At 45.7% G+C, this 25,132-nt stretch carries 21 protein-coding genes; 4 read left to right on the top strand and 17 right to left on the bottom strand.

Going from position 1 to position 25,132, the window contains the following annotated elements; genetic code table 11:
* Positions 1 to 65 precede the first annotated feature (65 nt).
* Positions 66 to 1,769 (bottom strand): sodium:solute symporter family protein, encoded by a 1,704-nt coding sequence (locus CWO13_RS20745; RefSeq protein ID WP_017062715.1) that lies wholly within the window; start codon positions 1,767 to 1,769, stop codon positions 66 to 68.
* A gap of 10 nt (positions 1,770 to 1,779) precedes the next feature.
* Positions 1,780 to 2,046, bottom strand: a complete 267-nt coding sequence (locus CWO13_RS20740; protein WP_010435433.1) for a DUF4212 domain-containing protein — start codon at positions 2,044 to 2,046, stop codon at positions 1,780 to 1,782.
* A gap of 416 nt (positions 2,047 to 2,462) precedes the next feature.
* Here CWO13_RS20740 and CWO13_RS20735 point away from each other — a divergent pair, with 416 nt between their 5' ends.
* Complete coding sequence (locus CWO13_RS20735; RefSeq protein WP_102433242.1) at positions 2,463 to 4,214, top strand: potassium/proton antiporter; 1,752 nt, start codon at positions 2,463 to 2,465, stop codon at positions 4,212 to 4,214.
* On the opposite strand, the gene CWO13_RS20730 is transcribed toward CWO13_RS20735, so the two are convergent.
* The 11 genes from CWO13_RS20730 to aspA form a co-directional block, all read right to left on the bottom strand.
* Positions 4,211 to 4,840, bottom strand: a complete 630-nt coding sequence (locus tag CWO13_RS20730; protein WP_108083443.1) for a response regulator — start codon at positions 4,838 to 4,840, stop codon at positions 4,211 to 4,213. The two genes, CWO13_RS20735 and CWO13_RS20730, sit on opposite strands and share 4 nt — an antisense overlap.
* A 211-nt stretch (positions 4,841 to 5,051) precedes the next feature.
* Positions 5,052 to 6,917 carry a protein-disulfide reductase DsbD gene (locus CWO13_RS20725; protein ID WP_102433240.1) on the bottom strand — a complete coding sequence of 622 codons (1,866 nt, stop codon included), beginning with the start codon at positions 6,915 to 6,917 and terminating at the stop codon, positions 5,052 to 5,054.
* Between the two features lie 175 nt (positions 6,918 to 7,092).
* Positions 7,093 to 7,581, bottom strand: a complete 489-nt coding sequence (locus CWO13_RS20720; protein WP_048659199.1) for an arginine repressor — start codon at positions 7,579 to 7,581, stop codon at positions 7,093 to 7,095.
* Between the two features lie 326 nt (positions 7,582 to 7,907).
* Complete coding sequence (gene pyrI / locus CWO13_RS20710) at positions 7,908 to 8,372, bottom strand: aspartate carbamoyltransferase regulatory subunit (RefSeq protein WP_108083442.1); 465 nt, start codon at positions 8,370 to 8,372, stop codon at positions 7,908 to 7,910.
* Positions 8,373 to 8,387: 15 nt separating this feature from the next.
* Positions 8,388 to 9,317 (bottom strand): aspartate carbamoyltransferase, encoded by a 930-nt coding sequence (gene pyrB, locus CWO13_RS20705; RefSeq protein ID WP_017062721.1) that lies wholly within the window; start codon positions 9,315 to 9,317, stop codon positions 8,388 to 8,390.
* A 464-nt stretch (positions 9,318 to 9,781) separates the two neighbouring features.
* Complete coding sequence (locus tag CWO13_RS20695; RefSeq protein ID WP_108083441.1) at positions 9,782 to 10,792, bottom strand: ornithine carbamoyltransferase; 1,011 nt, start codon at positions 10,790 to 10,792, stop codon at positions 9,782 to 9,784.
* 147 nt (positions 10,793 to 10,939) lie between these two features.
* On the bottom strand, positions 10,940 to 11,851 hold the full coding sequence (arcC, locus tag CWO13_RS20690) for a carbamate kinase (protein WP_016790859.1): 912 nt from the start codon (positions 11,849 to 11,851) through the stop codon (positions 10,940 to 10,942).
* Between the two features lie 72 nt (positions 11,852 to 11,923).
* The gene (gene arcA, locus CWO13_RS20685; RefSeq protein WP_017062724.1) at positions 11,924 to 13,147 is read right to left on the bottom strand and encodes an arginine deiminase; all 1,224 of its coding nucleotides are present in this window, start codon (positions 13,145 to 13,147) and stop codon (positions 11,924 to 11,926) included.
* 817 nt (positions 13,148 to 13,964) lie between these two features.
* The gene (locus tag CWO13_RS20675) at positions 13,965 to 15,413 is read right to left on the bottom strand and encodes a YfcC family protein (protein ID WP_048659196.1); all 1,449 of its coding nucleotides are present in this window, start codon (positions 15,411 to 15,413) and stop codon (positions 13,965 to 13,967) included.
* Positions 15,414 to 15,923: 510 nt separating this feature from the next.
* Positions 15,924 to 17,231, bottom strand: coding sequence for an anaerobic C4-dicarboxylate transporter (locus CWO13_RS20670; protein ID WP_048659195.1), 1,308 nt, complete (start codon positions 17,229 to 17,231; stop codon positions 15,924 to 15,926).
* A gap of 180 nt (positions 17,232 to 17,411) precedes the next feature.
* Positions 17,412 to 18,863 carry an aspartate ammonia-lyase gene (gene aspA / locus CWO13_RS20665; protein ID WP_102433322.1) on the bottom strand — a complete coding sequence of 484 codons (1,452 nt, stop codon included), beginning with the start codon at positions 18,861 to 18,863 and terminating at the stop codon, positions 17,412 to 17,414.
* A gap of 284 nt (positions 18,864 to 19,147) precedes the next feature.
* Between aspA and CWO13_RS20660 the strand changes: the two genes are divergently transcribed.
* Positions 19,148 to 19,672, top strand: coding sequence for an FxsA family protein (locus CWO13_RS20660; protein WP_017077583.1), 525 nt, complete (start codon positions 19,148 to 19,150; stop codon positions 19,670 to 19,672).
* A 145-nt stretch (positions 19,673 to 19,817) separates the two neighbouring features.
* Here CWO13_RS20660 and trmL read toward each other — a convergent pair whose 3' ends face one another.
* The 4 genes from trmL to CWO13_RS20640 form a co-directional block, all read right to left on the bottom strand.
* Entirely contained in the window at positions 19,818 to 20,297 is a 480-nt protein-coding gene (gene trmL / locus CWO13_RS20655) for a tRNA (uridine(34)/cytosine(34)/5-carboxymethylaminomethyluridine(34)-2'-O)-methyltransferase TrmL (protein ID WP_009844716.1), read from the bottom strand.
* A gap of 77 nt (positions 20,298 to 20,374) precedes the next feature.
* Complete coding sequence (locus CWO13_RS20650; protein WP_102530070.1) at positions 20,375 to 20,992, bottom strand: superoxide dismutase; 618 nt, start codon at positions 20,990 to 20,992, stop codon at positions 20,375 to 20,377.
* Positions 20,993 to 21,068: 76 nt separating this feature from the next.
* The gene (gene cpxA / locus CWO13_RS20645) at positions 21,069 to 22,448 is read right to left on the bottom strand and encodes an envelope stress sensor histidine kinase CpxA (protein ID WP_102530069.1); all 1,380 of its coding nucleotides are present in this window, start codon (positions 22,446 to 22,448) and stop codon (positions 21,069 to 21,071) included.
* A complete protein-coding gene (locus CWO13_RS20640) occupies positions 22,448 to 23,137 on the bottom strand; it encodes a response regulator (protein ID WP_055319900.1) in 690 nt (229 codons plus the stop codon). The genes cpxA and CWO13_RS20640 overlap by 1 nt, the downstream gene beginning before the upstream one ends.
* Before the next feature lie 187 nt (positions 23,138 to 23,324).
* Here CWO13_RS20640 and CWO13_RS20635 point away from each other — a divergent pair, with 187 nt between their 5' ends.
* Together CWO13_RS20635 and fieF are read left to right on the top strand one after the other, a co-directional pair.
* Positions 23,325 to 23,834: a CpxP family protein gene (locus tag CWO13_RS20635; protein WP_055319901.1), complete on the top strand. Its 510-nt coding sequence runs from the start codon at positions 23,325 to 23,327 to the stop codon at positions 23,832 to 23,834.
* A gap of 164 nt (positions 23,835 to 23,998) precedes the next feature.
* Entirely contained in the window at positions 23,999 to 24,907 is a 909-nt protein-coding gene (gene fieF, locus CWO13_RS20630; RefSeq protein ID WP_048659217.1) for a CDF family cation-efflux transporter FieF, read from the top strand.
* The last annotated feature ends 225 nt before the right edge of the window (positions 24,908 to 25,132 follow it).

Genomic DNA, 25,132 nt, shown 5'->3' with positions numbered 1-25,132 from the left:
TCTGAGATTCAGTACCTAATCCCTACAATGTAAGTACTGATTCATTTTTTGCTAAACATCTCTGCTTAGTGGTCGTGAGCTTCACCAGCACCTTTCGGGTAACGAATGTTCTCAACCATATCTTGTACATCTTGTGGCACTTCAGCAGTTACCTTGTTTACAGCAATTGATACTACGAAGTTTAGGCACATACCTAGCGTACCGATGCCCTCTGGGCTGATACCAAACCACCAGTTTTCAGGTGTGCTTGCTGCTGGGTTAATGAACTTGAAGTAGATGATGTAGCTTGCTGTGAAGGCAATACCTGACAACATACCTGCAATTGCGCCTTCCTTGTTCATCTTCTTGTAGAAGATACCTAGGATAATCGCTGGGAAGAAGGATGCTGCGGCTAAGCCGAAGGCAAACGCTACTACCTGTGCTACGAAGCCTGGTGGGTTAATACCCAAGTAACCTGCACCGACAATCGCGACCATAGCTGCCAAACGAGCGGCTAACAGCTCCTGTTTGTCGGTCATGTTTGGTCTGAAGCCTTTCTTCAACAAGTCATGTGAAATCGACGTAGAGATTACCAGTAGTAGACCTGCGGCAGTTGATAGTGCGGCTGCTAGGCCACCGGCTGCAAGCAGTGCTACAACCCAGTTTGGTAGTTTCGCTAGCTCTGGAGAAGCCAATACGATGATGTCACGGTTAATCTTCATCTCGTTGCGTTCATCGCCCGAGTAGAACATTTTTCCATCGCCGTTCTTATCTTCCCAACCTACTAGACCTGTGCTTTCCCAGTTTTTGTACCAGCTTGGTGCGTCTGCTGCTGCGACACCTTGCATGTCAGGGCCGTTGATTGTTTCGATCATGTTTACACGAGCGAATGCTGCAACACCTGGTGCTGTTGTGTATAGCAATGAGATGAACAGTAGAGCCCAACCCGCTGAGATACGAGCATCACGTACTTTTGGTACAGTGAAGAAACGAATGATTACGTGTGGAAGACCCGCAGTACCTACCATTAGAGCCGCACAGATGAAGAATACATCCACCATGCTCTTGTTACCTTCGGTATAGGCGGTAAATCCGAGTTCTTCGGTGAGTCCATCCAGTTTATCAAGTAAGTAAACATCTGTGCCTGATAGCGTAGAGCCCATACCAACTTGTGGAAGTGGGTTACCTGTCATCATGATTGACGTAAAGATTGCTGGAACAAGGAAGGCGAAAATGAGGACACAGAATTGAGCTACCTGCGTATAAGTGATGCCTTTCATGCCACCAAGCACTGCGTAGAAGAACACAATACCCATACCAATGATGATACCTAGGTTAATGTCGACTTCTAGGAAACGAGAGAATACAACGCCTACACCACGCATCTGACCTGCAACGTACGTAAATGATACGAAGATTGCACAGAATACCGCTACCATACGGGCAGTTTTCGAGTAGTAACGCTCACCGATGAAATCAGGAACCGTAAACTGACCGAACTTACGTAGGTAAGGTGCTAAACATAGCGCAAGTAGTACGTAACCGCCTGTCCAACCCATTAGGTAAACCGCACCGTCGTAACCAACGAATGAGATGATACCTGCCATTGAGATGAATGATGCTGCCGACATCCAGTCAGCGGCGGTCGCCATGCCGTTTGCTACTGGGTGTACACCACCGCCAGCAACGTAGAACTCACTCGTAGACCCTGCACGAGCCCAGATTGCGATGCCGATATATACCGCGAAAGTAATACCGACGAGAATAAACGTCCAAGTTTGAATATCCATGTTCTAGCCTCTAGTCTTCCTGTACGTTGTATTTTTTGTCGAGCGCATTCATGCGAACAACGTAAATAAATATCAGCGCCACGAAGGTGTATATCGAACCTTGCTGAGCGAACCAAAATCCTAGCTTGAACCCGCCAAACTGAACGGTATTGAGGGCATCCACAAATAAGATGCCAGCGCCGTAAGACACTGCAAACCAGACCGCGAGCAGTGTTCCCATAATTCCCAAGTTTTCCTTCCAGTAGGCTTGAGCATGTTCCGTAGATTCGAACGCCATTGCCTTCTCCTTTATTTCGTTTCCGTAGAAACTGTTTCTGTAGAAAATTATCGTGTTAACGTAATGTTACGATTTAGAATGTAGCAAGGATAAGTAAAGGGATCTGTGCAACTTTAGTCGGGACGCGATTAGCACTAATCCACTGAAATATGGGAGTTGGAAGACATAACCATAGAAAAATGTGATGTTACAATGTTGTTAAATTAGCCTAAGGTCTAACAAAAACGCATGAATTAGGGTGCGAGTCATAAAATTTAACAACTAAATGACCGAGAAACGGTATTTAGTCCTGCATATGACACGAAGCGAAACATAAGTTTGTTATAGTATCAGCGGCACTTTTACCGACCGCGCCTTGCTTAACGGCAGAAGATCAACATGCTTAAAGCTCGGGTTTTATTCTTTGGGGGGACGAATTGGACGCAATAACTATTAACCACTTATTTTTAACTGGTGCGGTGCTCATCGCCATCAGTGTGCTTTTTTCGCAAGTCTCCTCTCGCTTGGGCGTTCCTATTCTTTTGATCTTCCTTTTCGTTGGCATGTTAGCTGGTGAAGATGGGCCCGGTGGCATCAATTTCGATGACTACTCCCTAACTTATTTGGTGAGTAATCTTGCGCTTGCTGTGATCCTGCTTGATGGCGGTATGCGGACCAAGGTTGCAAGCTTCAAGGTCGCTTTCTGGCCGTCACTGTCACTAGCCACAATAGGCGTGGCCTGTACTGCGACCTTAACTGGACTTATGGCTTCTTGGCTGTTCGACCTGTCACTGATGCAGGGCATTTTGGTGGGCGCAATTGTTGGCTCCACCGATGCGGCAGCGGTATTCTCTTTGTTGAAAGGGCAAAGCCTCAATGAGCGTGTTGGCTCAACCTTAGAGATCGAATCGGGTACCAACGACCCAATGGCAGTCTTCCTGACAGTGACCTTAATTACGCTACTTGGCACCCCAGATGCCGAGATGGGAATGAACTTCCTACTGAAAAGTTTCGCGATGCAGTTTGGTGTCGGCACGCTTATCGGCCTTGGTGGCGGTTGGGTTCTGTGGAGCTTAATCAATCGAGTGCAGCTGGCTGATGGCCTGTATTCGATTCTGGTGCTCAGTGGCGGTGTAGCTCTGTTTGCCTTCTCTAACATGCTTGGCGGCAGCGGTATCTTATCGATTTACTTAGTGGGCTTGTTCATTGGTAATCGTCCGACACGCTCTCGACACTCGATTCTTAATGTCCTTGATGGCATGACGTGGTTAAGCCAAATCGTGATGTTCTTGGTATTGGGTTTACTGGTGACGCCATCGACGCTGATGGACATTGCTCTGCCTGCATTAGCACTGGCCTTCGGTATGATTTTGTTTGCTCGTCCGCTGTCGGTTTGGTTGGGTTTGCTGCCGTTCAGAAGCTTTACCACCAAGGAACGTTGGTTTGTTTCTTGGGTCGGTTTACGTGGTGCGGTGCCGATCATTCTGGCCGTGTTCCCGATGATGGCTGGCCTGCCCAATGCTCAGCTGTATTTTAATATCGCCTTCTTCGTGGTTATGGTGTCGCTGATTGTTCAAGGCGGCAGCTTGATGAAAGTCGCGAGATTGGCTCAAGTGACTTTACCTCCAACACCGACACCGATTTCTCGTACAGGCATTGAAATCTACCCTGCCAGTGAGTGGGAGATGTTTGTCTACAAGCTGAAAGAAGAGAAATGGTGTGTGGGCGAACCACTGAAGCGTTTGTCTATGCCGGAAGGAACGCGCATTACTGCACTGTTTAGAAAGGATACCTTGCTTCACCCATCGGGCAGTACCGTGCTAGAGGCGAACGATATTCTCTGTGTGCTTGGTCAAGATAAAGACCTAGATAGCCTAAGTGAGCTATTCAGTGAGGCACCTTTAGCCGAAGATGCAGCTCGATTCTTTGGTGATTTCTTCCTTGAGGTTGGGTTATCGATTGCTGCCGTGAGTGACTGCTATGGCATTGAACTTGGCTCGGAAGAAGAGCGCGACATGACGCTAAAACAATTGGCTGAGCGCGAACTTGGCGCGCACCCAGTATTGGGCGATAGCTTCGAGTGGCATGACATCACTTGGGTAGTCGCAGAGATAGATGATCATAAAGTCGTCAGGTTGGGTTTATGTTTACCTAAGACGACTTTAGAAGAGGATATGAGCGAAGCCTAATTGTGGACTTCTTGTAGCAAGATAACCGCTTGAGTACGATTTTTCACATCCAGTTTACGGAAGATGGCCGTCATATGTGCCTTGATGGTCGCTTCCGAAACATTCAATTCATAGGCGATTTGCTTGTTCAGCAAGCCGTCAGAAAGCATCCCTAATACCCTGTACTGCTGAGGCGTCAGTGTGGAAATCTTTTCTGCAAGGTCGCTACAGGCAGCATTGTTGGTAATCAGTCCTTCAGGGAAGAACGGGTCGCCATTCAGCACTTGATTCAGTGCACTCACCAATTCACGCATATCACTCGACTTAGGAATGAAGCCAAACGCACCGTGGCTCTTCACTTGAGTCACTACGCTGGCATCTTCACTGGCAGAAATCACCACAATCGGTAGATCTGGGTATTCAGCGCGCAGTTGAATTAAGCCTGACATGCCATTGGCACCCGGCATTTTCAGGTCGAGCAGCAGCAGGTCGGGTTCATCTTCTTTCTTAAGCAGAGCCAGTAAGGCGTCGAGAGAATCAGCCTCAAGCAGGTTCGCACCGCTGATCGCCATATGAACTGACTGAAACAGGGCGTTGCGGAAGAGAGGGTGGTCATCAGCAATGATGATGGTATAGGTCGAGTCCATGACGTTCATACTTTTAACAATTTAGTTAATATTTATTATCATCCTGATTGAGTATGTGGACAATATCTATGCATTAAAAGTCTGAACCATATCGACTTTTATCCCTGTTCTTGGAAAGCGTTTCCTATAATCACAAAAAAGCCGCACTGCCATCTCGTTATGAGGAGCAGTGCAGCTTGCGTTAGAGCTTGTATTTAGACGAATGTCGTCGTTATAGCTGGTGGTCTTGCATGTGTTTTAAGAATACATCGGCAGGCATAAAACCAGTGACACGAGCATTTGGAACATGGTTACCCTCGCCATCCCAGAACTCAATCGTTGGTAAGCCGAGTACCTGTAATTGTTTAAGCAGTTCAATATCTTGAGGCATGTTTCTTGTTACGTCAGCCTGAAGCAGTACGAAGTCAGAAAGTTTGTTCTCAACATCAGCTTGATGGAAGGTGTACTTCTCGAACTCTTTACACGCCACACACCAATCTGCGTAGAAATCGAGCATCACTGGTTTACCCAGCTTTTTCGCTTCGATGAGCTGGATTTCTAGCTCTTCAACGGTATTGATGCGTGCAAATTGGATATGCTGTTGTTCTACCGTTACGCTCTTCTCCGCAAACCAATAGTTCAATGCAGGCTGTGCGGAAGCAAACAAGCCAAGCATTGCGATGATACCGACCGCACTTTGCTTCCAGCCGCCGAATGGCAGTGCATTTTTGCTGTGGTACAGCCAACCGAAGGCGATGAAGCCAAGGCCAGACCAAAGCACTGTTGCCCATAACTCAGGGATAATACGCTCTAGCAGGAAGATTGGTGCTGCCAGCAAGATAAAGCCGAATACGATTTTTACCTTGTCCATCCAGCTGCCCGCTTTCGGTAGTAGCTTATTACCAAATACCGCAACTAAGATCAGCGGGATACCCATACCCATCGCCAATGCGTATAGAGCGATCGCGCCAGTAAACAGGTCACCACTTTGAGCCACATACAACAGCGCACCCGATAGTGGCGCTGTGGTACAAGGCGAACACACCAAGCCAGAGATAGCACCCATCGCGAACACGCCCAAGGTATTGCCACCTTGTTGCTTGTTACTTTGGTTGTTGAGCCAAGTTTGAATGCTGCTTGGCAGTTGCAGGTTATAAACGCCAAACATCGACATGGCTAACGCCACGAATAGAACGCTCAACGCAATCAATACGTAAGGGTGTTGCATCGCCGCTTGGAACTGCATACCTGCAGAGGCAACCACTAAACCTAACAGGGTGTAGGTTAGCGCCATACCTTGCACATAGATGAACGACAACATCAGCGCACGACCTTGGCTGAGCTTGCCGCCACCTAAAACGATACCCGTTAGAATTGGGTACATCGGCAGAACACACGGTGTAAAGGCTAAGCCAACACCAAGTGCTAAGAATAATAATGGCGTCCACCAACTGTCACCGAGCTTATCGGCTAGGCTCGCTTCTTTTGAAACGGGTGCACTTGATTGTGGAGTGGTGTTAGTTGCAACGTCTGCTTTTAGAGAAGCTTGTTGCGTTGAAACATCGGTTTCATTGTTTGCAGCCGATGACTCTTGCGATACCGCATTAGCTTGAGAGTCGCCTGAACCAGAACCAAAATCTGTAGCCGCAAATGGTTCAATGTCGATGATTCGAGTTTCGGGTGGATAGCAGAAACCCGCATCCGCACAGCCTTGATATTTAACGATCAGCTGTGAGCCATCTTGGTAACTCTGTAGGGGAACTTGAACGAATAACGGCTGGGTATAAATGCTCACCTCACCAAAGAATTCATCTTGGTGTGGCTTACCATCTTCTAATTCAACGTTACCGATCGCGAGATTTTGCCCAGTGAAAGAGAGGCTATGTTGGTAGAGGTAGTAGCCTTCTTTTACTTGCCAGTCGAGAAGCACCTTGCCGTCTTGCTGGTAGTAATTGAAAGGGAAAGCTTGGTCTACAGGGACAAAACCGTTGTTATTGCCTCCGAAGCTTGGCTCGGCGTTGTCATTTCCAAAAAGCGCCCACGCAGGCTGGGTGAACAGGGAAACACAAACAAAAAGTAATGTGGCAAGTCGTCGCATACTATTTAGTCATCAAATTGGAGTTGAAGGTATCTTAACTCAATCAGACCGTAATAGTTTGTGATTAGTTTCATCGACCAGCAAATATCCGCTAGGGCGGGTGAGCCACTTTGCTAGGCAGTCGAGAGAGGGTTAGCTGCGCAACTGCAGTGAACAGCCCTTGCCAGTAAGACATTTAGGCAACACCTAAGCGTGCTCTTACTACTTGTTCGCAAGCATCAATGTTCATCGTATCTTTTGGAATAATGAGCACAGTGTCATTGCCGCCAACAGTACCGATAATCTCTGTATGTGGGTCGATATCGACTAACCTTGCGACCAACTGCGCACAACCAGGGTTTGTTTTGACGATCACCATCGCTTGGTTGTGAGTAATTAATTCGATTTGCGATGAGATGGAGGCATCGACACGCACAGGCGCGCTTTCAACTGTAATGCAGTAAACCTTTTTACCACAGGCATTCTGAATTTTGACAACGCCAAGCTGTGACAAAATGCGAGAGACAGTCGATTGGCTAATGCCTGTATAACCGATCTCGACCAGTTTCTCGCGCAGTTGATTTTGGGTCGAGAAGCTTTGTTGTTGTAGTAAGCGTTTGCACGCCGCAGTCAGTGTTTTATCTTCAGCTGAATACAAGCAACCGTGCTCAGTGATTTCGTTCATGAACAACTCCTTAAGGTCAACGTGTGGATATCGCTTGTCCATAGCGCAGAACGCACTCCCAAAGCCGTAGAGTACGATTATTAATTAGGCTTACCGATGAATCCCGAAGTAGAGAAGGAAGGGTATGCGAGATGTATGATCATCTATTCATTGAGTCTACCACTAAAGGATAGTTATCTTTTTGAAGGCGATCACCAAATAATATTCTGGTTTATTGCTTTTATTTTGGGGTTTTATTCTTTGGCTAATGGATATTTATTCCGGCTTGGGAATAAATATCCATGTTACTTTAGTGGTTTTTGTTGCGAAGGTAATACCGCTAAGGGTTAGCGAATTTCACTCATGATCTCGCGAGAGAATACTTTTTCACAATAGTGACATTTTAACTGTACGTTTCCGTGTTTTAGCTGCACTTTAAAGCTACTTTCGACAGGTTCACCGTGTGAAATACAGTTGCTATTTGGGCAGGCGAACACACTGTTGATTTGTTCTGGCAGCACAAGGGTTAGCTTGTTGACCACTTTGTACTCTTCAATCTGATTCACTGTCGCTTGTGGAGCGTACAGAGCCAATTGGTTGGCTTGTTCCTTGGTCAGAAAGATGTTCTCAATTTTGATTAGGTCTTTGTTGCCGAGCGCTGATGATGGCAGGTTTAAGCCCATCGTGATGCGTTGTTCTGTTTTATGCAGCTTGAACAGTTTGAGAATTTTAATCCCAAGATGAGCAGGGATGTGGTCAATCACGCTGCCATTACGGATCGCTTCTACTTGTAGCTGAGTTTGTTTAACCATGACTATATCTCCTGCTTATAAAGTGTCGTTTAGAACTAGGGCTAATAAAGCTTCACGTGCGTACACACCGTTTTCAGCCTGTTCGAAGTAGTAAGCGTGTGGCGTTTTATCGACGTCGGTGGTGATTTCGTCGACGCGTGGCAGTGGGTGAAGGACCTTCATATTTTGACGAGCGTCTTTCAATGTATCGGCGGTTAGGATGTAAGCCGATTTCATGTGTGCGTATTCCGACGCATCAAAGCGCTCTTTCTGTACGCGAGTCATGTATAAAACATCCAGTTCTGGCACGACTTCTTCAATGCTGCTGTGAGTGCTGTATTGGATCCCCATCTCTTCTAGCTCTTCACAGATGTAATCTGGCATCTCTAATACTTCTGGTGCGATAAAGAAGAAACGTACGTTATTGAATTTTGATAGCGCTTGGGTTAGTGAGTGCACAGTACGGCCATATTTTAGGTCGCCGACGAATGCGACATTGAGGTTATCAAGCGTGCCCTGCGTTTCGTAAATCGAGAACAGATCCAGCAAGGTCTGAGTTGGGTGTTGGTTGGCACCATCGCCGCCATTTACCACCGGAACACCGTTAGAGAATTCAGACGCTAAACGTGCTGCGCCTTCTTGTGGGTGACGCATCACAAAGGCATCCACGTAAGATGAAATAACCTGCACTGAGTCGGCAAGCGTTTCGCCTTTTTTCGCCAGTGATGTGTTACCGCCATTATCAAAGCCGATGACCGTGCCACCAAGGCGTTGAACGGCGGTTTCAAATGAAAGACGAGTTCGAGTTGAAGGCTCAAAGAAGCAGCTCGCAACGACTTTATTTTTCAGCAACTCTGGGTTTGGCTCGGCCTTGAGTCTTGCTGCTGTGTCGACGATAAGCTCTAGTTCATTACGAGTGAGCTCAGGTATGGAGATGATGTGCTTGTTAAATAACGAATGCGCCATAACGGGTCTTCCTTCTATGCATACAGTCAAATTGCGGACAAAAAAAAGCCCCCTAAAATAGGAGGCTTCGAAACGATCAATAGAGCAAAATAAAAATGACACCAACGCCACTCTTTGGCGTGTGGTTTGACAATTATGTGCGACAGAATTGCGGTTCATTTTTTGCTCTCTTTAGACAAATTGCGGAGGATTATACTCAGATAAAAAGACCATGCAATACTTTCTGTAAAGTATTCATTTAATGGATTTTTATGCGAAATTGCGTCCGTTTTTAGCTTTCATTTAAGCCTTTGTCGGAACTGCGAATCTCAGGTTTTTTCAGGTAATAATCCTTTCTAGTACATGAAAAAAAATGCGGGTTTTATCCAAGGTCAAAATCCCAAGAACGCCACCCGCATTTCCCTGTTATTGCACTTAACTTGTCAACGTCTTACGAACAAGTGAGTGCTTAACTTATTAACTTATTAGTTGCCTAGTGTCGCAACCATTACTGCTTTGATGGTGTGCATGCGGTTTTCAGCTTCGTCGAACACGATAGAGTATTCAGACTCAACCACTTCATCTGTCACTTCAACGCCGTCTTTTAGTTGTGGATATTCAGCAGCAAGTTGTTTGCCTACGGTGGTATCTTCGCCGTGGAAAGCCGGTAGGCAGTGCATGAATTTCACATGTGGGTTGCCAGTCGCTTTGATCATGTCCATGTTGACTTGGTAAGGCATCATTAGGTTGATGCGCTCAGCCCACGCTTCTTTTGCTTCGCCCATCGATACCCAAACATCGGTGTATAGGAAGTCACAACCTTGCACGCCTTCTTGAACATCTTCTGTTAGCGTGATTTTGCCGCCTGTGTGTTCAGCAATTTCACGACATTCAGCTAATAGTTCTTCTTGTGGCCAGAATTGTTTTGGAGCAACAAGGCGAATGTCCATGCCCATTTTCGCAGCGCCAACCATTAGAGAGTTACCCATGTTGTTACGAGCATCACCTAGGTAAGCAAAGCTGATTTCATGCAGTTGTTTACCACGGCCGTATTCCGTCATAGTTAGGAAGTCAGCCAGGATTTGTGTTGGGTGGAATTCGTCAGTCAGGCCATTCCATACTGGTACGCCAGCGTAAGCGCCTAGCTCTTCAACGATCTCTTGACCGAAGCCGCGGTATTCAATGCCATCGTACATACGGCCAAGAACGCGAGCGGTATCTTTCATTGATTCTTTGTGGCCAATTTGAGAGCCAGATGGGCCTAAGTAAGAAACTCGAGCACCTTGGTCGAATGCAGCAACTTCAAATGCACAGCGAGTACGAGTTGAGGTTTTCTCAAAGATAAGTGCGATGTTTTTGCCAGTCAGTGTTGGCTGTTCGTAACCGTTGTACTTCGCTTTTTTTAGCTCCATAGAAAGATCTAACAAGTGTTGAATTTCGCGTGGAGTGAAATCTAGTAGTTTTAGGAAGTTACGATTGCGTAGGTTAAAAGCCATGATGTATTCCTTCTTAGATTTAGGCGCTTTCCTGTTACAGGGAAAGAAAATTCAAGAAAGCGCGATTCAATTTTTAGTTAAATTTGTTCGGTTCGGTTTGTTTCGTTTGATTCTGTGTTTACAAGGACATAGAAACTTATTTGTGCGTTAACCTTTGGTGATATTGGTACCCGCTTGGCCTTGCAGGATTTGCAAGCCATCTTCGAGTGCGCCGATACCCACAACCTTGCCGCCTTGCTCAATGAATTCGCACGACGCTTCAATTTTTGGCCCCATAGAGCCTGCATCGAACTCGAACATTGCTAACTCGCTTGGGGTGGTACTGCGCAATGCGTGTTGAGTCGGTTTGCCCCAGTCAAGGTAAACAGCGTCCGCGTCGGTCAAAATAAGCAGTGCATCCGCATCCAGTTGTTTCGCCAAGAAAGCCGCTGACATGTCTTTGTCGATAACCGCTTCAACACCCACTAATTTGCCGTTTTCTTTTTTTACTGGGATGCCACCGCCGCCTGTACAAATTACGAGGTGGCCTGCATCGATAAGTTGCGTAATCGCTTCGTGCTCAACAATGCCAGTAGGGCGTGGGCTTGGCACAACGCGACGGAAGTGTTGTCCGTCTGGTTTGACGATCCAGTGGAATTTCTCCGCTAATTCACGCGCTTCAGCTTCTTCGTAGATTGGGCCAATCGGTTTGGTTGGATCCGCAAATGCAGGATCATTTGGATCAACCGTCATTTGGGTCAACATGCAAGAGATGTTGCGGTTAGGCAGGTAGTTCTTAAACTCTTGCATCAACATATAGCCGATCATGCCTTGAGTTTCGCTGCCCAATACATCTAGCGGGTATGGATTTACTTTCTTGTATTCCAAACCTTGCAGAGCAAGTAAGCCAACTTGTGGGCCATTACCGTGCACTAACACCACGTTGTACACTTTTGCGATTTCAGAGATGGTTTTCACAGCCGTTTCAATATTGCGGCGTTGAACATCGGCTTCTAACGGCTCACCGCGACGAAGTAGGGCATTACCACCGAGTGCGACAACAACAGTTTGCTTAGTCATAATTGTGTTCTCTCATTTTGGCCAAGCTGAGATGATTTAAGATCGTTCAACTTGGCCGTTTCGTCTTAGTGATTAGATACCATCACGCTCAATTGGGCAGCTCATGCAGCGTGCGCCACCGCGACCGCGGCCAAGTTCATCGCCTGGAATCGGAAGAACTGTGATGCCTGCTTTGTCGTATTTTTCATTGGTGTATGTGTTGCCTTCGTAGCCAATCACGACGCCAGGTTTAACCGTTAGAACGTTGTTTGCATCGTTCCACTGCTCACGTTCTGCATGGAAGTTGTCACCACCAGTCGTGATTAGGTTTAACTTGTCTACGCCCAATGCTTTTTCGATAGCCGTTACGAAGTAGCCTTCCTCTTTCACTTTTACCGCACCAGACTCATCGCCAGTTAAGTTCCAGCACTGAACGTCTTTACTCACCACTTCAGGGTAAACAGAGAACGTATCTTCGTTCATGTGCGTCATAACGGTGTCTAAGTGCATGCAAGAGCGGTGTTTTGGTAGCTGCATTGCGATAACTTGTTTCGCTTGACCGTGTTTGAATAGGCTAGATGCTAAGTGCTCAACACCTTGTGCTGTTGTACGCTCAGACATACCGATAAGCACTGTGCCACGACCGATAACAAGAACGTCACCGCCTTCAATCGTTGAGTTGTCGTAGCTGATGTTTTCTTCATCGCCGAAGTATTTGATGAAGTCTTGGCCTGCGAATGTTGGGTGCCAGCGGTAAATAGCGCGAACGTGGTTGGTTTCACGTTGACGAGCAGGTTTCGCCATTGGGTTGATTGATACACCGCCATATACCCAACAAGATGTGTCACGAGTAAATAGGTGGTTTGGTAGAGGTTCGATAATGAAGTCAGTTGGTGCGTGCATGCCTTGCATCATTGAAGATGATTTCATTGGCATCTCAGCGTAAGACAGGCCGCCCGTTAGGATTTTTGCTAGCTCTAGGTTTGGTAAGTCGCCCAAGTAGCAGCGCACGTCGTTAGCAAAAGTTTTGCCTAAGCGGTAATCAGAAACTTGATGATTCAAAAGCCAATCTTTCGCTTCTGGCACTGCTAGCGTGTCCGCTAGTAGGTCAGTAAGAAGAAGAACTTCAACACCTTGATCACGTAGCGTTTGAGTAAATGCGTCATGCTCTTTACCTGCACGCTCAACAGCCAGTACGTCATCAAATAGTAAATCGTGACAGTTAGAGGGTGTTAGGTGAGTCAGTGCGCGTCTTGGACGGTGAACTAGAACGCGGCGTAATTGACCTATTTCAGAACCTACATAGAACTTACTCATGATCGTCTCTCTCTTATATATTTGAATTACTTTTATCGCTAAGAGTAATTATTTATTTTCAGTTGAGAAGAATGAATTATTTATTCATATCTCTTGTCTGGAATTAATATTACGCCTGCTAGTCAGGTATTCTTAGAGATCTATCACAAATCGTTTTTTATCCCTCAGCCCTTTAAAATTAAGGGTTTTAACAAACTTTATGCACTTTTAACTATTGGCTATCCCTTCTAAATAGTTAACTCTTTGGGAACATTATGCATACTTTTTTCACTCGTATTACTAGAGTGGGAATTACAGGGGTTTATATGCAAAATAATTTTATTGATAAGAATGAGCTTAAGGTGGAAGTATGCAATGTTAGTATTTATATATTTAATTTTGAATGTGAAATTAATTATTCTTTAACAATTTAAATGCGAATAAAGCTATTTCGGTCACACTTTATAATCGAGTGTTTTAATCCGATTTTCTATGAAAATAGCTAATGCTTGTCCTTTGGTTATTACAGATTGATTTACTTTTAATATAATTAACTCTAATAAGTGACTAAGTATTTATCTAAATATAGTAGCGATGAATATTTGCTTTTTAATTAACCTTAGTATCGATATTTAAAGGTTATCTTTGCTTTCTAGCAAGTGTCTCAGCTCGTTTAGGCTTTGCGGCTTTGATAGGTAGATAGATTAATAGAGTGGCTTTAAATGATGCGTGTGCAGCTTGTGAGGGTGTTTCGATGGAAGGGTTTTGTTGGTCATCGATAGTGACAAAAAAAGCCGCTAGAAAGCGGCTTTGAGTGAGAAAGTGAGGTGTGTAGGTTTTAGATAAGCGCACCAATACTCAGAACAATGATGCAGAACACCATCAAGATACCGACTAGTGGCATTACCCATTTAACCCAGCGTACATAAGGGACGCGAGCAATCGCCAAGCCACCCATCACCACCGCGGAGGTTGGCGTAATTAGGTTCACCAAGCCAGATGCTGATTGGTACGCGGTGATAACCAGGTCACGACCTACGCCAGCAAAGTCAGCCAGTGGTGCCATGATTGGCATGGTAAGTACCGCCAAGCCAGAGGTCGATGGAACTAAGAACGACAGTAGAATCTCTAAGAAGAACATCACGTTAATGAAGATAACTGAAGAAAGCCCCGTTACCATTTGTTCTGCAGAGAACAGAATGGTATCGGTGATCATACCGCGGTCCATCACCACTACGATACCACGTGCAATACCTATGATAAGCGCAACACCAAGTAGGTCACGGGCACCATCAATAAAGCTGGTGGTAAACTCTTCTTCGCTCATACGAGCCACAATACCGACGATGATGGTTGCTGCTAAGAACATTGCAGAGATCTCTGCCATCCACCACCCAGCAACGGATACACCGTAAATCATTACCGCGAATGAACCACCAAAAATGGTCAGAATCAGTTTACGAGTTGCGGTGAATTCTAGTTTTTCGCCACTTGCGTTGCCAAGGAAGTGCGCTTTGTTCTCTTCGTATTTGTCGTACACAATGGATTTGCTTGGATCGGCTTGAACCATTCTTGCGTAGCGCATCACGTAGGCGACACAGATACCCCAACCAATAATCAACATCGCAATACGCAACACGATACCGTCGGTAAATGGAATGCCAGAGGCGTTGGCAGCGATCACGGTTGCGAATGGGTTAATGGTTGAACCTAGCACCCCAATCCCTGCGCCAAGTAGTACCGTCGCAGCAGCCACTAGAGGGTCAAAGCGAGCAGCCATCATTACAGGCACCAACAGTGTATAGAATGGTAGTGATTCTTCCGCCATGCCGTAGACAGTACCGCCTGCGGCGAACAGTGCCATCAGTATTGGTATCATCAACTCTTCTCGCCCTTCTAATCGTGCGGTAACGCGTTCGATACCGGCATCAATCGCCCCCGTCTTAGTTACTAGTCCTAAGAAGCCACCAATGATTAGGATGAACAGCGAAACGTCGATTGCCGCAGCTTCATAGCTATTGTGGTCGTAGAAGCCGTCAATAGGCGCTAGCAGTACGTCAATCACGCCTTGAGGGTTACCTTCTACCGCTTGATAGGTTCCGGTTACGGGTACTTCTCGGCCTAGCTCTTCATTCATTGCTCGGTCGTATTGGCCTGCTGGAACAATCCAGGTAAGCAGAGCGACGAACGCTATCAGAATAAATAGAATGGTGTAGGCAGAAGGGAATTTAAAGTTGGCAAAGAAGCCGCCCTTTTTTTTCTCGCTTGGTATCGTTTGAGTTGTCATGGCTATCTCCTTACATCATCTTAAATAGAAGTGATGTGAATTAGCGACTAATGATTTATAGATTGTAAATACACGGACACTTATAAAGCACTCAACGATATAAAGTTGCTGACTTTAAATTAAGTTTGTTTTTATATTTACTAATCCAAATGAAGTTAGATTTAATTTAGCTGCGGTTATTTTATTCCTTACGTCAGTATTTAAGTTTGGTGCTGTTCACAAAAATAATCGCTAATGAATGGTCTGAAAAATGGCAGAAAAACGGCAAGGTTTTTTGGTTAGTTAGCTTGGATTAATATTCGCTATGGATTAAAGGAAAGCGAGGGGGGATTGATTTGATAGGTGTTGTTTCTAGTTGGGTTGAATAATCTTGGAATTTTATTCAAACTTTATTTTTAGGCGGTTTTTAAAGTTTATAATGGTTATTTGATGTGTATCAAACAACACGTTGAGTAGAAAATAAAAAAGGAAGCCGAAGCTTCCTTTTAAATGTTCAATCATCAGCGAATATTAGATAAACAGACCGCCGAACGCGAAGCCTAGTGCTACCGCTGTACTGATTGTTACCACACCTGGAATGAAGAATGGGTGGTTGAAAACGTAGTTACCGATACGCGTTGAGCCTGTGTCATCCATCTCAACCGCTGCTAGTAGCGTAGGGTAAGTTGGAAGTACGAACAGCGCACTTACCGCAGCAAAAGAAGCAACGGCTGTTAGTGGTGCTACGCCAATCGCTAGTGCTGCAGGCATCAGTGCAACCGTTGTTGCGCCTTGAGAGTAAAGCAGCATCGAAGCGAAGAACAGAACAAGAGCCAGCATCCATGGGTAGTCAGCCAGTAGAGCGCCTGCTACGTCTTTGATTTCAGCAACGTGTGCGTTTACAAATGTTGAACCTAACCAAGCCACACCAAGTACACATACACATGCCGTCATACCAGAGCGGAATGTTGGCGCTGAAGAAATCTTAGCTGCATCAATCTTAGTGAACAGAACGATAGCCGCAGCTGCTGCCAGCATCACAGACATGATCGCTTCGTTACGACCTAGCGCAGGGTTTTCAATTAGACCAACAGAGCTAGAGATAGCTGCTGCGTAGCACACCACGAAACCAATCGCTGCTAGGAAGATGTACGTTGCTTTCTTCGCTGTTGGCAGAATTTCGCGTTTCTCTTCTGTTGCTAGTTTGATTAGACCTTTCTCTAGACGCTCTTGGTAAACAGGATCGTCTTTCAGCTCGCTACCCATGTAGTTAGCGACAACCGCGCCAACCATACAAGCGATGAAGGTTGTTGGGATACAAACCATCAGTAGCGTTAGATAATCAACACCGAACGGTGCCAGCATTGCCGCGAAAGCCACAACCGCTGCCGAGATTGGCGAAGCCGTGATAGCGATTTGAGAAGCGACAACTGCGATAGACAGTGGACGAGAAGGACGAACGCCTTGGCCTTTCGCTACTTCTGCGATAACAGGAAGTGTTGAGAATGCTGTGTGACCAGTACCCGCCATTAGCGTCATTACAAAGGTCACGATTGGCGCATAAAAGGTGATGCGTTCAGGGTGCTTACGCAAAAAGTTTTCTGCAATTTGCACCAACCAGTCCATACCGCCAGCAACCTGCATTGCAGCAATTGCGGTGATAACAGACATGATGATCAAGATTACGTCGATCGGGATGAAAGATTGGCTTGTTGGAACGCCAAGAATAAGTGAAAGGGCAATAACACCAGCACCACCGGCAAAACCGATACCGATACCGCCAATTCTGGCCCCCAAAAAGATAAAGAGCAGGACGACAAATAGTTCTACTGCAATCATAAGTAACACCTCATTTAGATTTTATTATGTGAACATTCGCCGCTGGAATGTTCACATAATAGTTCTATGGTTTAGGTTCAATTAAGCAAAAGTGCAACATACAGAAATCCACAAAATAAACATGGTTAACCGTATTGGAGCCTAAAAAAGGGCTCCGTTTGGAGCCCTTTCTCGCTAACTTTATTCGTAGCGCTTCGCTTTATACTGAGGATGCATCAAATTTTCAACAGAGAAAATGTCATCAAGCTCTTCTTCGCTCAATAAACCGCGCTCTAGAACCACATCACGCACGCTCTTACCTGTTTCTGCACAGATCTTACCAACAATGTCACCTTCGTGGTGGCCAATGTATGGGTTTAGGTAAGTTACGATACCGATAGAGTTAAATACGTGAGATTCACACACTTCTTTGTTCACAGTAATGCCGTCTACACACTTGTCGCGTAGGTTCACACATGCGTTTGTTAGGATGTCTAAAGACTCAAACATGCTTTGTGCGATAACAGGTTCCATTACGTTCAATTGAAGCTGACCGCCTTCTGCTGCGAAAGAAACCGTGTTGTCATTACCTAGAACTTTAAAGCAAACTTGGTTTACTACTTCAGGTACAACTGGGTTTACTTTAGCAGGCATGATTGAAGAGCCAGCTTGTAGTTCAGGTAGGTTCAGTTCGTTCAGGCCAGTACGTGGGCCAGAAGAAAGTAGACGTAAATCGTTACAGATCTTAGATAGCTTAACGGCTAGACGCTTAAGTGCGCCGTGCGTCATTACGTATGCGCCACAGTCAGACGTTGCTTCGATAAGATCTTCAGCCGCTACACACTCAAGGCCCGTTACTTCTGCTAGGTGTTTAACTGCTAGGCCTTGGTAGCCAGGAGCTGCATTCAGACCAGTACCGATAGCTGTTGCGCCTAGGTTAACTTCAAGCAGTAGCTTTGAGGTGTATTCTAGGTTTTTGATTTCTTCATTGATGGTTACAGCCCAAGCGTGAAACTCTTGGCCAACCGTCATTGGAACTGCATCTTGAAGTTGAGTACGACCCATCTTCAAAATGGTGTTGAATTCTTGGCTCTTAAGCTCGAATGCACCTTTTAGGTATTCAATCGCGTCGATCAGTTTTAGTACGCTGTTGTAAACAGAGATACGGAAGCCAGTTGGGTAAGCACAGTTTGTAGATTGGCTACGGTTTACATGGTCGTTCGGGTTGATGAACTCGTATTGGCCTTTTTCTTTGCCCATAAGCTCAAGTGCCACGTTCGCAACCACTTCGTTCGCGTTCATGTTTACAGAAGTACCAGCACCACCTTGGAAAACGTCTGATGGGAACTGATCCATGCACTTACCCGTGTCTAGAATTAGGTCACAAGCTTGGATGATGTATTTAGCCACTTCGCTAGGAATTACACCTAACTCTTTGTTTGCTAAAGCCGCAGCTTTCTTTGTCATCACCATACCGCGAACGAATTCAGGTACATCTGAGATCGTTACATTTGAGATGTTGAAGTTTTCAACTGCGCGTAGAGTGTGGATGCCGTAGTAAGCATCAGCCGGAACATGACGTTGACCTAAAAGATCTTCTTCGAGACGAGTAGCTTGAGGAGCATCAACTTGTGCTTCTGATAGAGTAGCCATAACAGGATCCTTAGAGAATTATTCTGATTATATAGTTAGTTATTAGCCTATTCTGTGTGCAAATACTCCGTTCGCTAGAATATTGGGCTGATAAATCCGTCCTGACTTATGTGGCACATGATACTGTACTTAGCGCATAAAAATATTAAGTTGATCACCTTTTTCGGTTTTGTTTCGTCAATATTTTGCAAAGTTATTCTCGGTCAATAAACACGCTTATTTACAGGATAAATTTGAGATTGATAGGGCTTTCAGCGTAAACTGAATGCAACAAAGGAGGGCGTGTGTTTCCTATCTTATTATTACTATTTATCTTCGTACCCATCATTGAGATTGGGCTATTTATTCAAGTTGGTGGCTTCTTAGGATTGTGGCCAACTATTGCGTTAGTGTTGATTACTGCATTTGTTGGTGCCTCACTGGTTCGTAGCCAAGGCATTCAGACACTAATGTCTGTACAAGGCCGTTTGCAACAAGGCGAAATGCCAGCACAGCAGATTCTTGAAGGCGTGATGCTTGCGGTTGCAGGTGTATTGCTGCTGACTCCGGGTTTTATGACGGACGCACTTGGTATGTTGGTATTGCTGCCAGCACCAAGAGCGATGATTGCTAAGAAAATGATGGAAAAAATGGTGGTTAGCAATATGTCTGGCGGTTTCCATGCGGGTGGACAGGCTGGTTTTGGTCAGAGTCCATTTGGACAAGACCCATTCAATCGCGATCCCTCTGACCAATCAAAAGATGGCAACACCTTTGAGGGTGAGTTTGAGAAGAAAGACGACGACAACGATCGTAACCGCTTGAACTAATCCGTTTTCCCTCTTCTTTATATAGAGGGAAAAACAGAAAAGGCTCTTACCATTATCCTTCGCAAGCAAGTGATAATGGTAAGAGCCTTTTTTATTGCGTGTTAGCGATCATTGGTAGCAGATAACCGCCCTAGTAAGCGATCGGTTATACCGCGCCTTCAAACCCCATTTGTCGCCACGCTTCAAAAGCAATAATCGCAACCGCGTTAGACAGGTTTAGGCTGCGTGCGTCTGGCATCATTGGAATGCGAATGCGTTGTTCCATTGGCATGCTTTCGATGAACTCAGCAGGCAGGCCGCGTGTCTCTGGGCCAAACATCAACACATCACCTTGTTGGAATTTTGCATCCACGTGGTGACCTGTGGTTTTCGTTGTGCAAGCAAAAATACGGAAGTCACCTTCGCGTTCATTTTCTAGATACTCAAGGAAGGCTTCTAGGTTCTTGTGACGCTTCACTCGCGCAAGGTCGTGGTAATCCAAGCCAGCACGACGAACTTTCTTCTCTTCAAAATCAAAGCCAAGCGGTTCAATCAGGTGCAGGTTTGCGCCGCAGTTAGCACATAGGCGGATGATGTTACCCGTATTGGGCGCAATTTCTGGTTCGTATAGAGCGATATCAAACATGTTGTTTCACAAGAATAATCAAAGATAGCCCGAGTATACGGTGGCAAGCTGAGTGAGTACAGTTCACCACCATTCGCTTACGCTTTATTCGTAAGTGCTTGTGCGTAGTTTTCAGATACGGCATTCCAATTCACCACATTCCACCATGCGTTGATGTAATCAGGGCGACGGTTTTGGTAGCTGATGTAGTAAGCGTGTTCCCAAACATCCAGCGCAAGAATTGGCTCACCATTGCTGGCGATGGTATCCATCCACGGGTTGTCTTGGTTTGAGGTTGAGATGATTTTCAGTTGTCCTTGTTCTACCACCAACCACGCAAAGCCTGAGCCGAAGGTATTGATTGCTGCTTGAGCGAACTGATCTTGGAACGTCTTGAAATCTCCGAATGTGCTCTTGATAGCATCACCAAGTTCGCCTGTCGGTTCTCCACCGCCGTCTTGCGACATACAATTCCAATACAAGATATGGTTGTAGTAGCCGCCACCATTGTTACGCACGGCAGGGCTGTGCTGCGAGATGTTAGCGAAGATTTCGGTCAGAGATTGCTGTTCTAGTTCGCTGCCAGACACCGCCGCAACAAACTTATCGTAGTAGGTTCTATGGTGCTTGCTGTAATGCACTTCCATCGTTTTAGCATCAATGTAAGGTTCTAGGGCATCGTAAGCGTAGGGCAGTTCAGGGAAAGTGTGCGACATGGTAAATCCTCCATAATTAGAGGATTTACCATAGTGATAATAACAATCATTATCAACTGCGATCTTTGTGGGGGTATTACACCGGTAAGATAGGTAGGGTGATTTCGAGTTGTAATCCACCTAACTGGCTTCGGCTTGCCGTGATGGTGCCGCTGTGTTGGCGAATCGCACTCTCAGTAATGGTTAACCCAAGCCCAGTACCTCCGGTATTACGATCACGGGCAGTTGAGACACGGTAGAAAGGCCTGAAGATAGAATCTAATTCATCCTCCGGTACACCATCACCATTATCATTGACGCAAATTGTTAGCTGATCTTGCACCACGTGGAACTGCACATCGACTTGGTCTTTGCCGTAGTAGATGGCATTACGCGTAATATTGTCTAGCGCACTCATCAGCAGCTTAGGGTTACCCGAAATAGAACGCTCGGGGATCTCCGAGAACGTCAGCTGTTTACCCATCTGCTCGGCTTCAAACTGTGCGTCTTTCAAGATCTCTTCCCACAGGCTCGAGATAGGTTGAACCTCACGAGTAATGTGGCTGTCGACCTGCATACGAGATAGCGTCAGTAGCTCACTGATCATCTGTTCCAAACGTTGTGCTTCGGTGTCAATGCGTTCTAACTCTTGGCTCTCGCCTTGTTTACGAATCGCTAGTGCATTGGCCATACGAAGACGTGTCAGTGGGGAGCGGAGCTCGTGTGAAATATCAGAGAGCAGTCGCTGTTGCCCCGAAATCATTTGGTTCACCGCTTCTACCATCTGGTTAAAGCTTTCACCTGCTTGTCTAAACTCTGAAGTGCCTTTTTCAAGTGTTGGATCGACTTCAAATTGACCTTTCGCTACGCGCTGGGCTGCGCGTTCGAGCCTGCGAGCAGGTTGGCTCAATGCCCAAGCTAACCATAATAATAGCGGGGTACTGGCTAACATCACGGCAAGCAAAAGCTGCAGAGGTTTATCAAACAGGCGTAACAAGAATGGCGGTGGTTGATTCCATTTCACTCCGGCGTACATCAACAGTTCTTCACCTGCGAGTTTGATCGGTACTGGACCTGCGACCATGTAGTGCCCGTATAGCTTCTGCTTCGGCACTTCAGGGTTCTCAATTGAGGTCACAAAGTTTCGAATTGCCTTCAACTTGTAGTCTGAATGTCTCTTAGAGGTAAGGACAGCTCCTTCAAGGTCAGTTAAGTAGATGCGGGCGCGAGAATCCTTGCGGCTACGTGGTGCCTCAAGTTGGAACACAATTTTGCCCAGATTCGGTTCTTTGGCGTAGCGTTTCTCTGTGAATTTAGCGATACGCTCTAATTTATTGAGATGATCTGCGGGCACATCACGTGCTACACGTGGATCTAAATGGGGAAGTGACAGCACCGACAAAAGCACCAGTAACATGGTGAACCAAAAGATAGCAAAGATACGTCCATATAAGCTGGTGATTTTAGGGATACGCATTAATCTTCCTCTACCAATAAGTAACCACGGCCTCGTAAGGTTTTGATGCGAGATTTGCCGTCGCTGCGCTCAGGAATCTTTTTACGCAGATTGGAGATGTGCATATCAATTGCGCGGTCAAACGCCGCAAGCCTTTTACCTAACACATCTAGGCTCAATGCTTCTTTGGTGATCACTTGCCCTGGATTTTGGATAAGGTGACTCAGTAGTGCGAACTCGGTTGTGGTGAGGTCGATGAGCTGACCATTACAGTAGGCTTCTTGTTTACCAGGGAAGACTTCGATGTCTTGATATTGAACCTTGTCACTGGCCGCTTTAGGTGCAGTGGTGGTTTGAGTCCGACGCAAAATGGCACGAATACGCGCTAACAACTCTCTGTCACTGAAAGGCTTAGGTAGATAATCGTCTGCGCCAAGTTCAAGGCCAATTACACGGTCGATCTCTTCGCCTTTTGCGGTCAGCATCAGCACGGGCGTTTCCCAATTTTCTCTCAGTTTCTTTAGTGTCTCCATGCCATTAAGGCGCGGCATCATCACATCCAGAAGAATCAGGTCAATCTCATCATTGATAGCTTCAAGCCCTGCATAGCCATCATTGGCTTCGGAAACAGTGAAGCCCTCAAAGCTCAGAATGTCTTTGAGTAAGCTGGTTAACTCGGTGTCGTCATCAATAAGAAGAATGTTCGCCATTGGGAAGCCTTAATCGGTTATCTGCTATTTACAGGTTAATAATACTGCTAATTATTCGTCAACTTTCACTCTTTACGATTCTTTACGCTTTCTAAACGTCACTTTACGAGGGAAAGACTAATCTATATTCAAGCGCTGAGAAACAGACGCAACACATGACTTATTATACCGAATTGAGGCAACAATTATGAAAATGACTAAGAAACTTGTACTAGCAGCTGCGGCACTTCCACTTATTTTTGGTACAGCAAGCGCATATGCTTACGGTGGTGGTGATAAAGGCGACCACAAAGGCATGCACGGTAAATGTGGCGGCTTCGATAAGAAAGTGATGCGTCAGCTAGACCTGACTGATGCTCAAAAAGCAGAACTAAAAGAGATGCGTGAAGCGAACCGCGCTGAGATGAAAGAAAAACACTCAGGCAATAAAGCTGACAAGATGGCGAAAATGAAAGCGCATCAAGAGAAAGTTCAAGCATTGGTACTGGCTGACAACTTCGATGAAGCAGCTGCAAACGACCTAGCAAGCCAAATGGTTGAGAAGCAAACTGAGCGTCGCGTAGCAATGCTTAAGAAACAACATCAAATGATGAGCGTACTAACACCTGAGCAAAAGACTCAACTGAAAGAAATCCAACAAGAGCGCATGACTAAGTGTGCTGACAAAATGGAAAAACGCATGAACAAAGACAAGTAATTCATTGCTTGATAAATCAGCGTTGAATGAAAGTGTTTAGAAAGAAGCGGCCGTGTGCCGCTTTTTTTGATCCTTAAAAATGAATGTTTTACATCATGGCTGTCATATTCAATTGGTTGTTTGCAGGTTATACTTTGTGCTATCAGTCACTTTATAGCCAAGTTATGAAACAAGAATACGCACGTTTAGTTACGCTCGCCGCTTGGGCAGCCACAACCATCGCCACTATTTTATTGATAGTGAAAGTCGCAGCGTGGTGGGTGACAGGTTCTGTGAGTCTGTTGGCTTCCGTCGTGGACTCCATGCTTGATATCGCAGCCTCTGTCGTTAATCTTATTGTGGTTCGCTACTCTCTGCAGCCTGCCGACAAAGAGCACACCTTTGGTCATGGTAAGGCCGAATCCCTTGCTGCATTAGCGCAAGCGATGTTTATTTCTGGCTCAGCATGTTTCCTTATTCTCAATGGTATTGAGCGCTTCTTCCGACCTCATGAACTGAACTCTCCAGAAATTGGTATCTACGTCAGCCTGTTCGCGATAGTGATGACCTTTGGTCTGGTTCGCTTCCAAAAACATGTGGTCAACAAAACGGGTAGCCAAGCTATTGCAGCCGATTCATTGCACTATCAATCAGACCTTTATATGAACGCCGCGATCATGCTGGCACTGGCATTAAGTTGGTTTGGGCTTGGCCAAGCGGACTCTGTATTTGCGGTCGGTATAGGTATCTACATTCTTTACAGCGCTTATCAAATGGCGATGGAAGCGGTTCAATCTCTGCTTGATCATAAGCTACCTGATGAAGAACTAAAGCAGATAAAAGAGACATCATTGAGCGTGGAAGGCGTTTTGGGTGTGCATCAATTACGAACGCGTCGTTCGGGGCCAATTCGCTTCATTCAACTGCATCTAGAATTAGAAGATAATATCCCACTTATTGAAGCGCATCGCATTTCAGACGAAGTAGAAGCTAAGCTTATCTCCGTGTTCCCTGATGCTGATGTATTAATTCACCAAGACCCGTATTCGGTCGTATTTGGACCAGAGAAGCAGCAGAAATTCCACTCGTGGTAATGCGTGCTAAAAATTAGCTGGCAAATGGTAAGTGGGTGGCTTTTGAACTAAAGTGAGTAAAAATTACTAACTCTTTGGTGATTCAAAAAACACCTTAGTAACAATTAATGTTGATTCTGATGTGAATCAACAAAGTTACTGAGTAAAACTGTAATACTCTTACAGAAGTAGAAATGTTACATAAATTTACGCGATTTAAGTGCTATTCCCTTTGAGGAAATGTAA

Origin of the sequence: Vibrio sp. ZF 223, from assembly GCF_003050585.1 — a bacterium.
In the GTDB taxonomy this organism is placed as follows: Bacteria; Pseudomonadota; Gammaproteobacteria; order Enterobacterales; family Vibrionaceae; genus Vibrio; species Vibrio crassostreae.
Note: the sequence above shows the minus strand (reverse complement) of the source record. Positions and strands in the feature narration are given on the sequence as shown.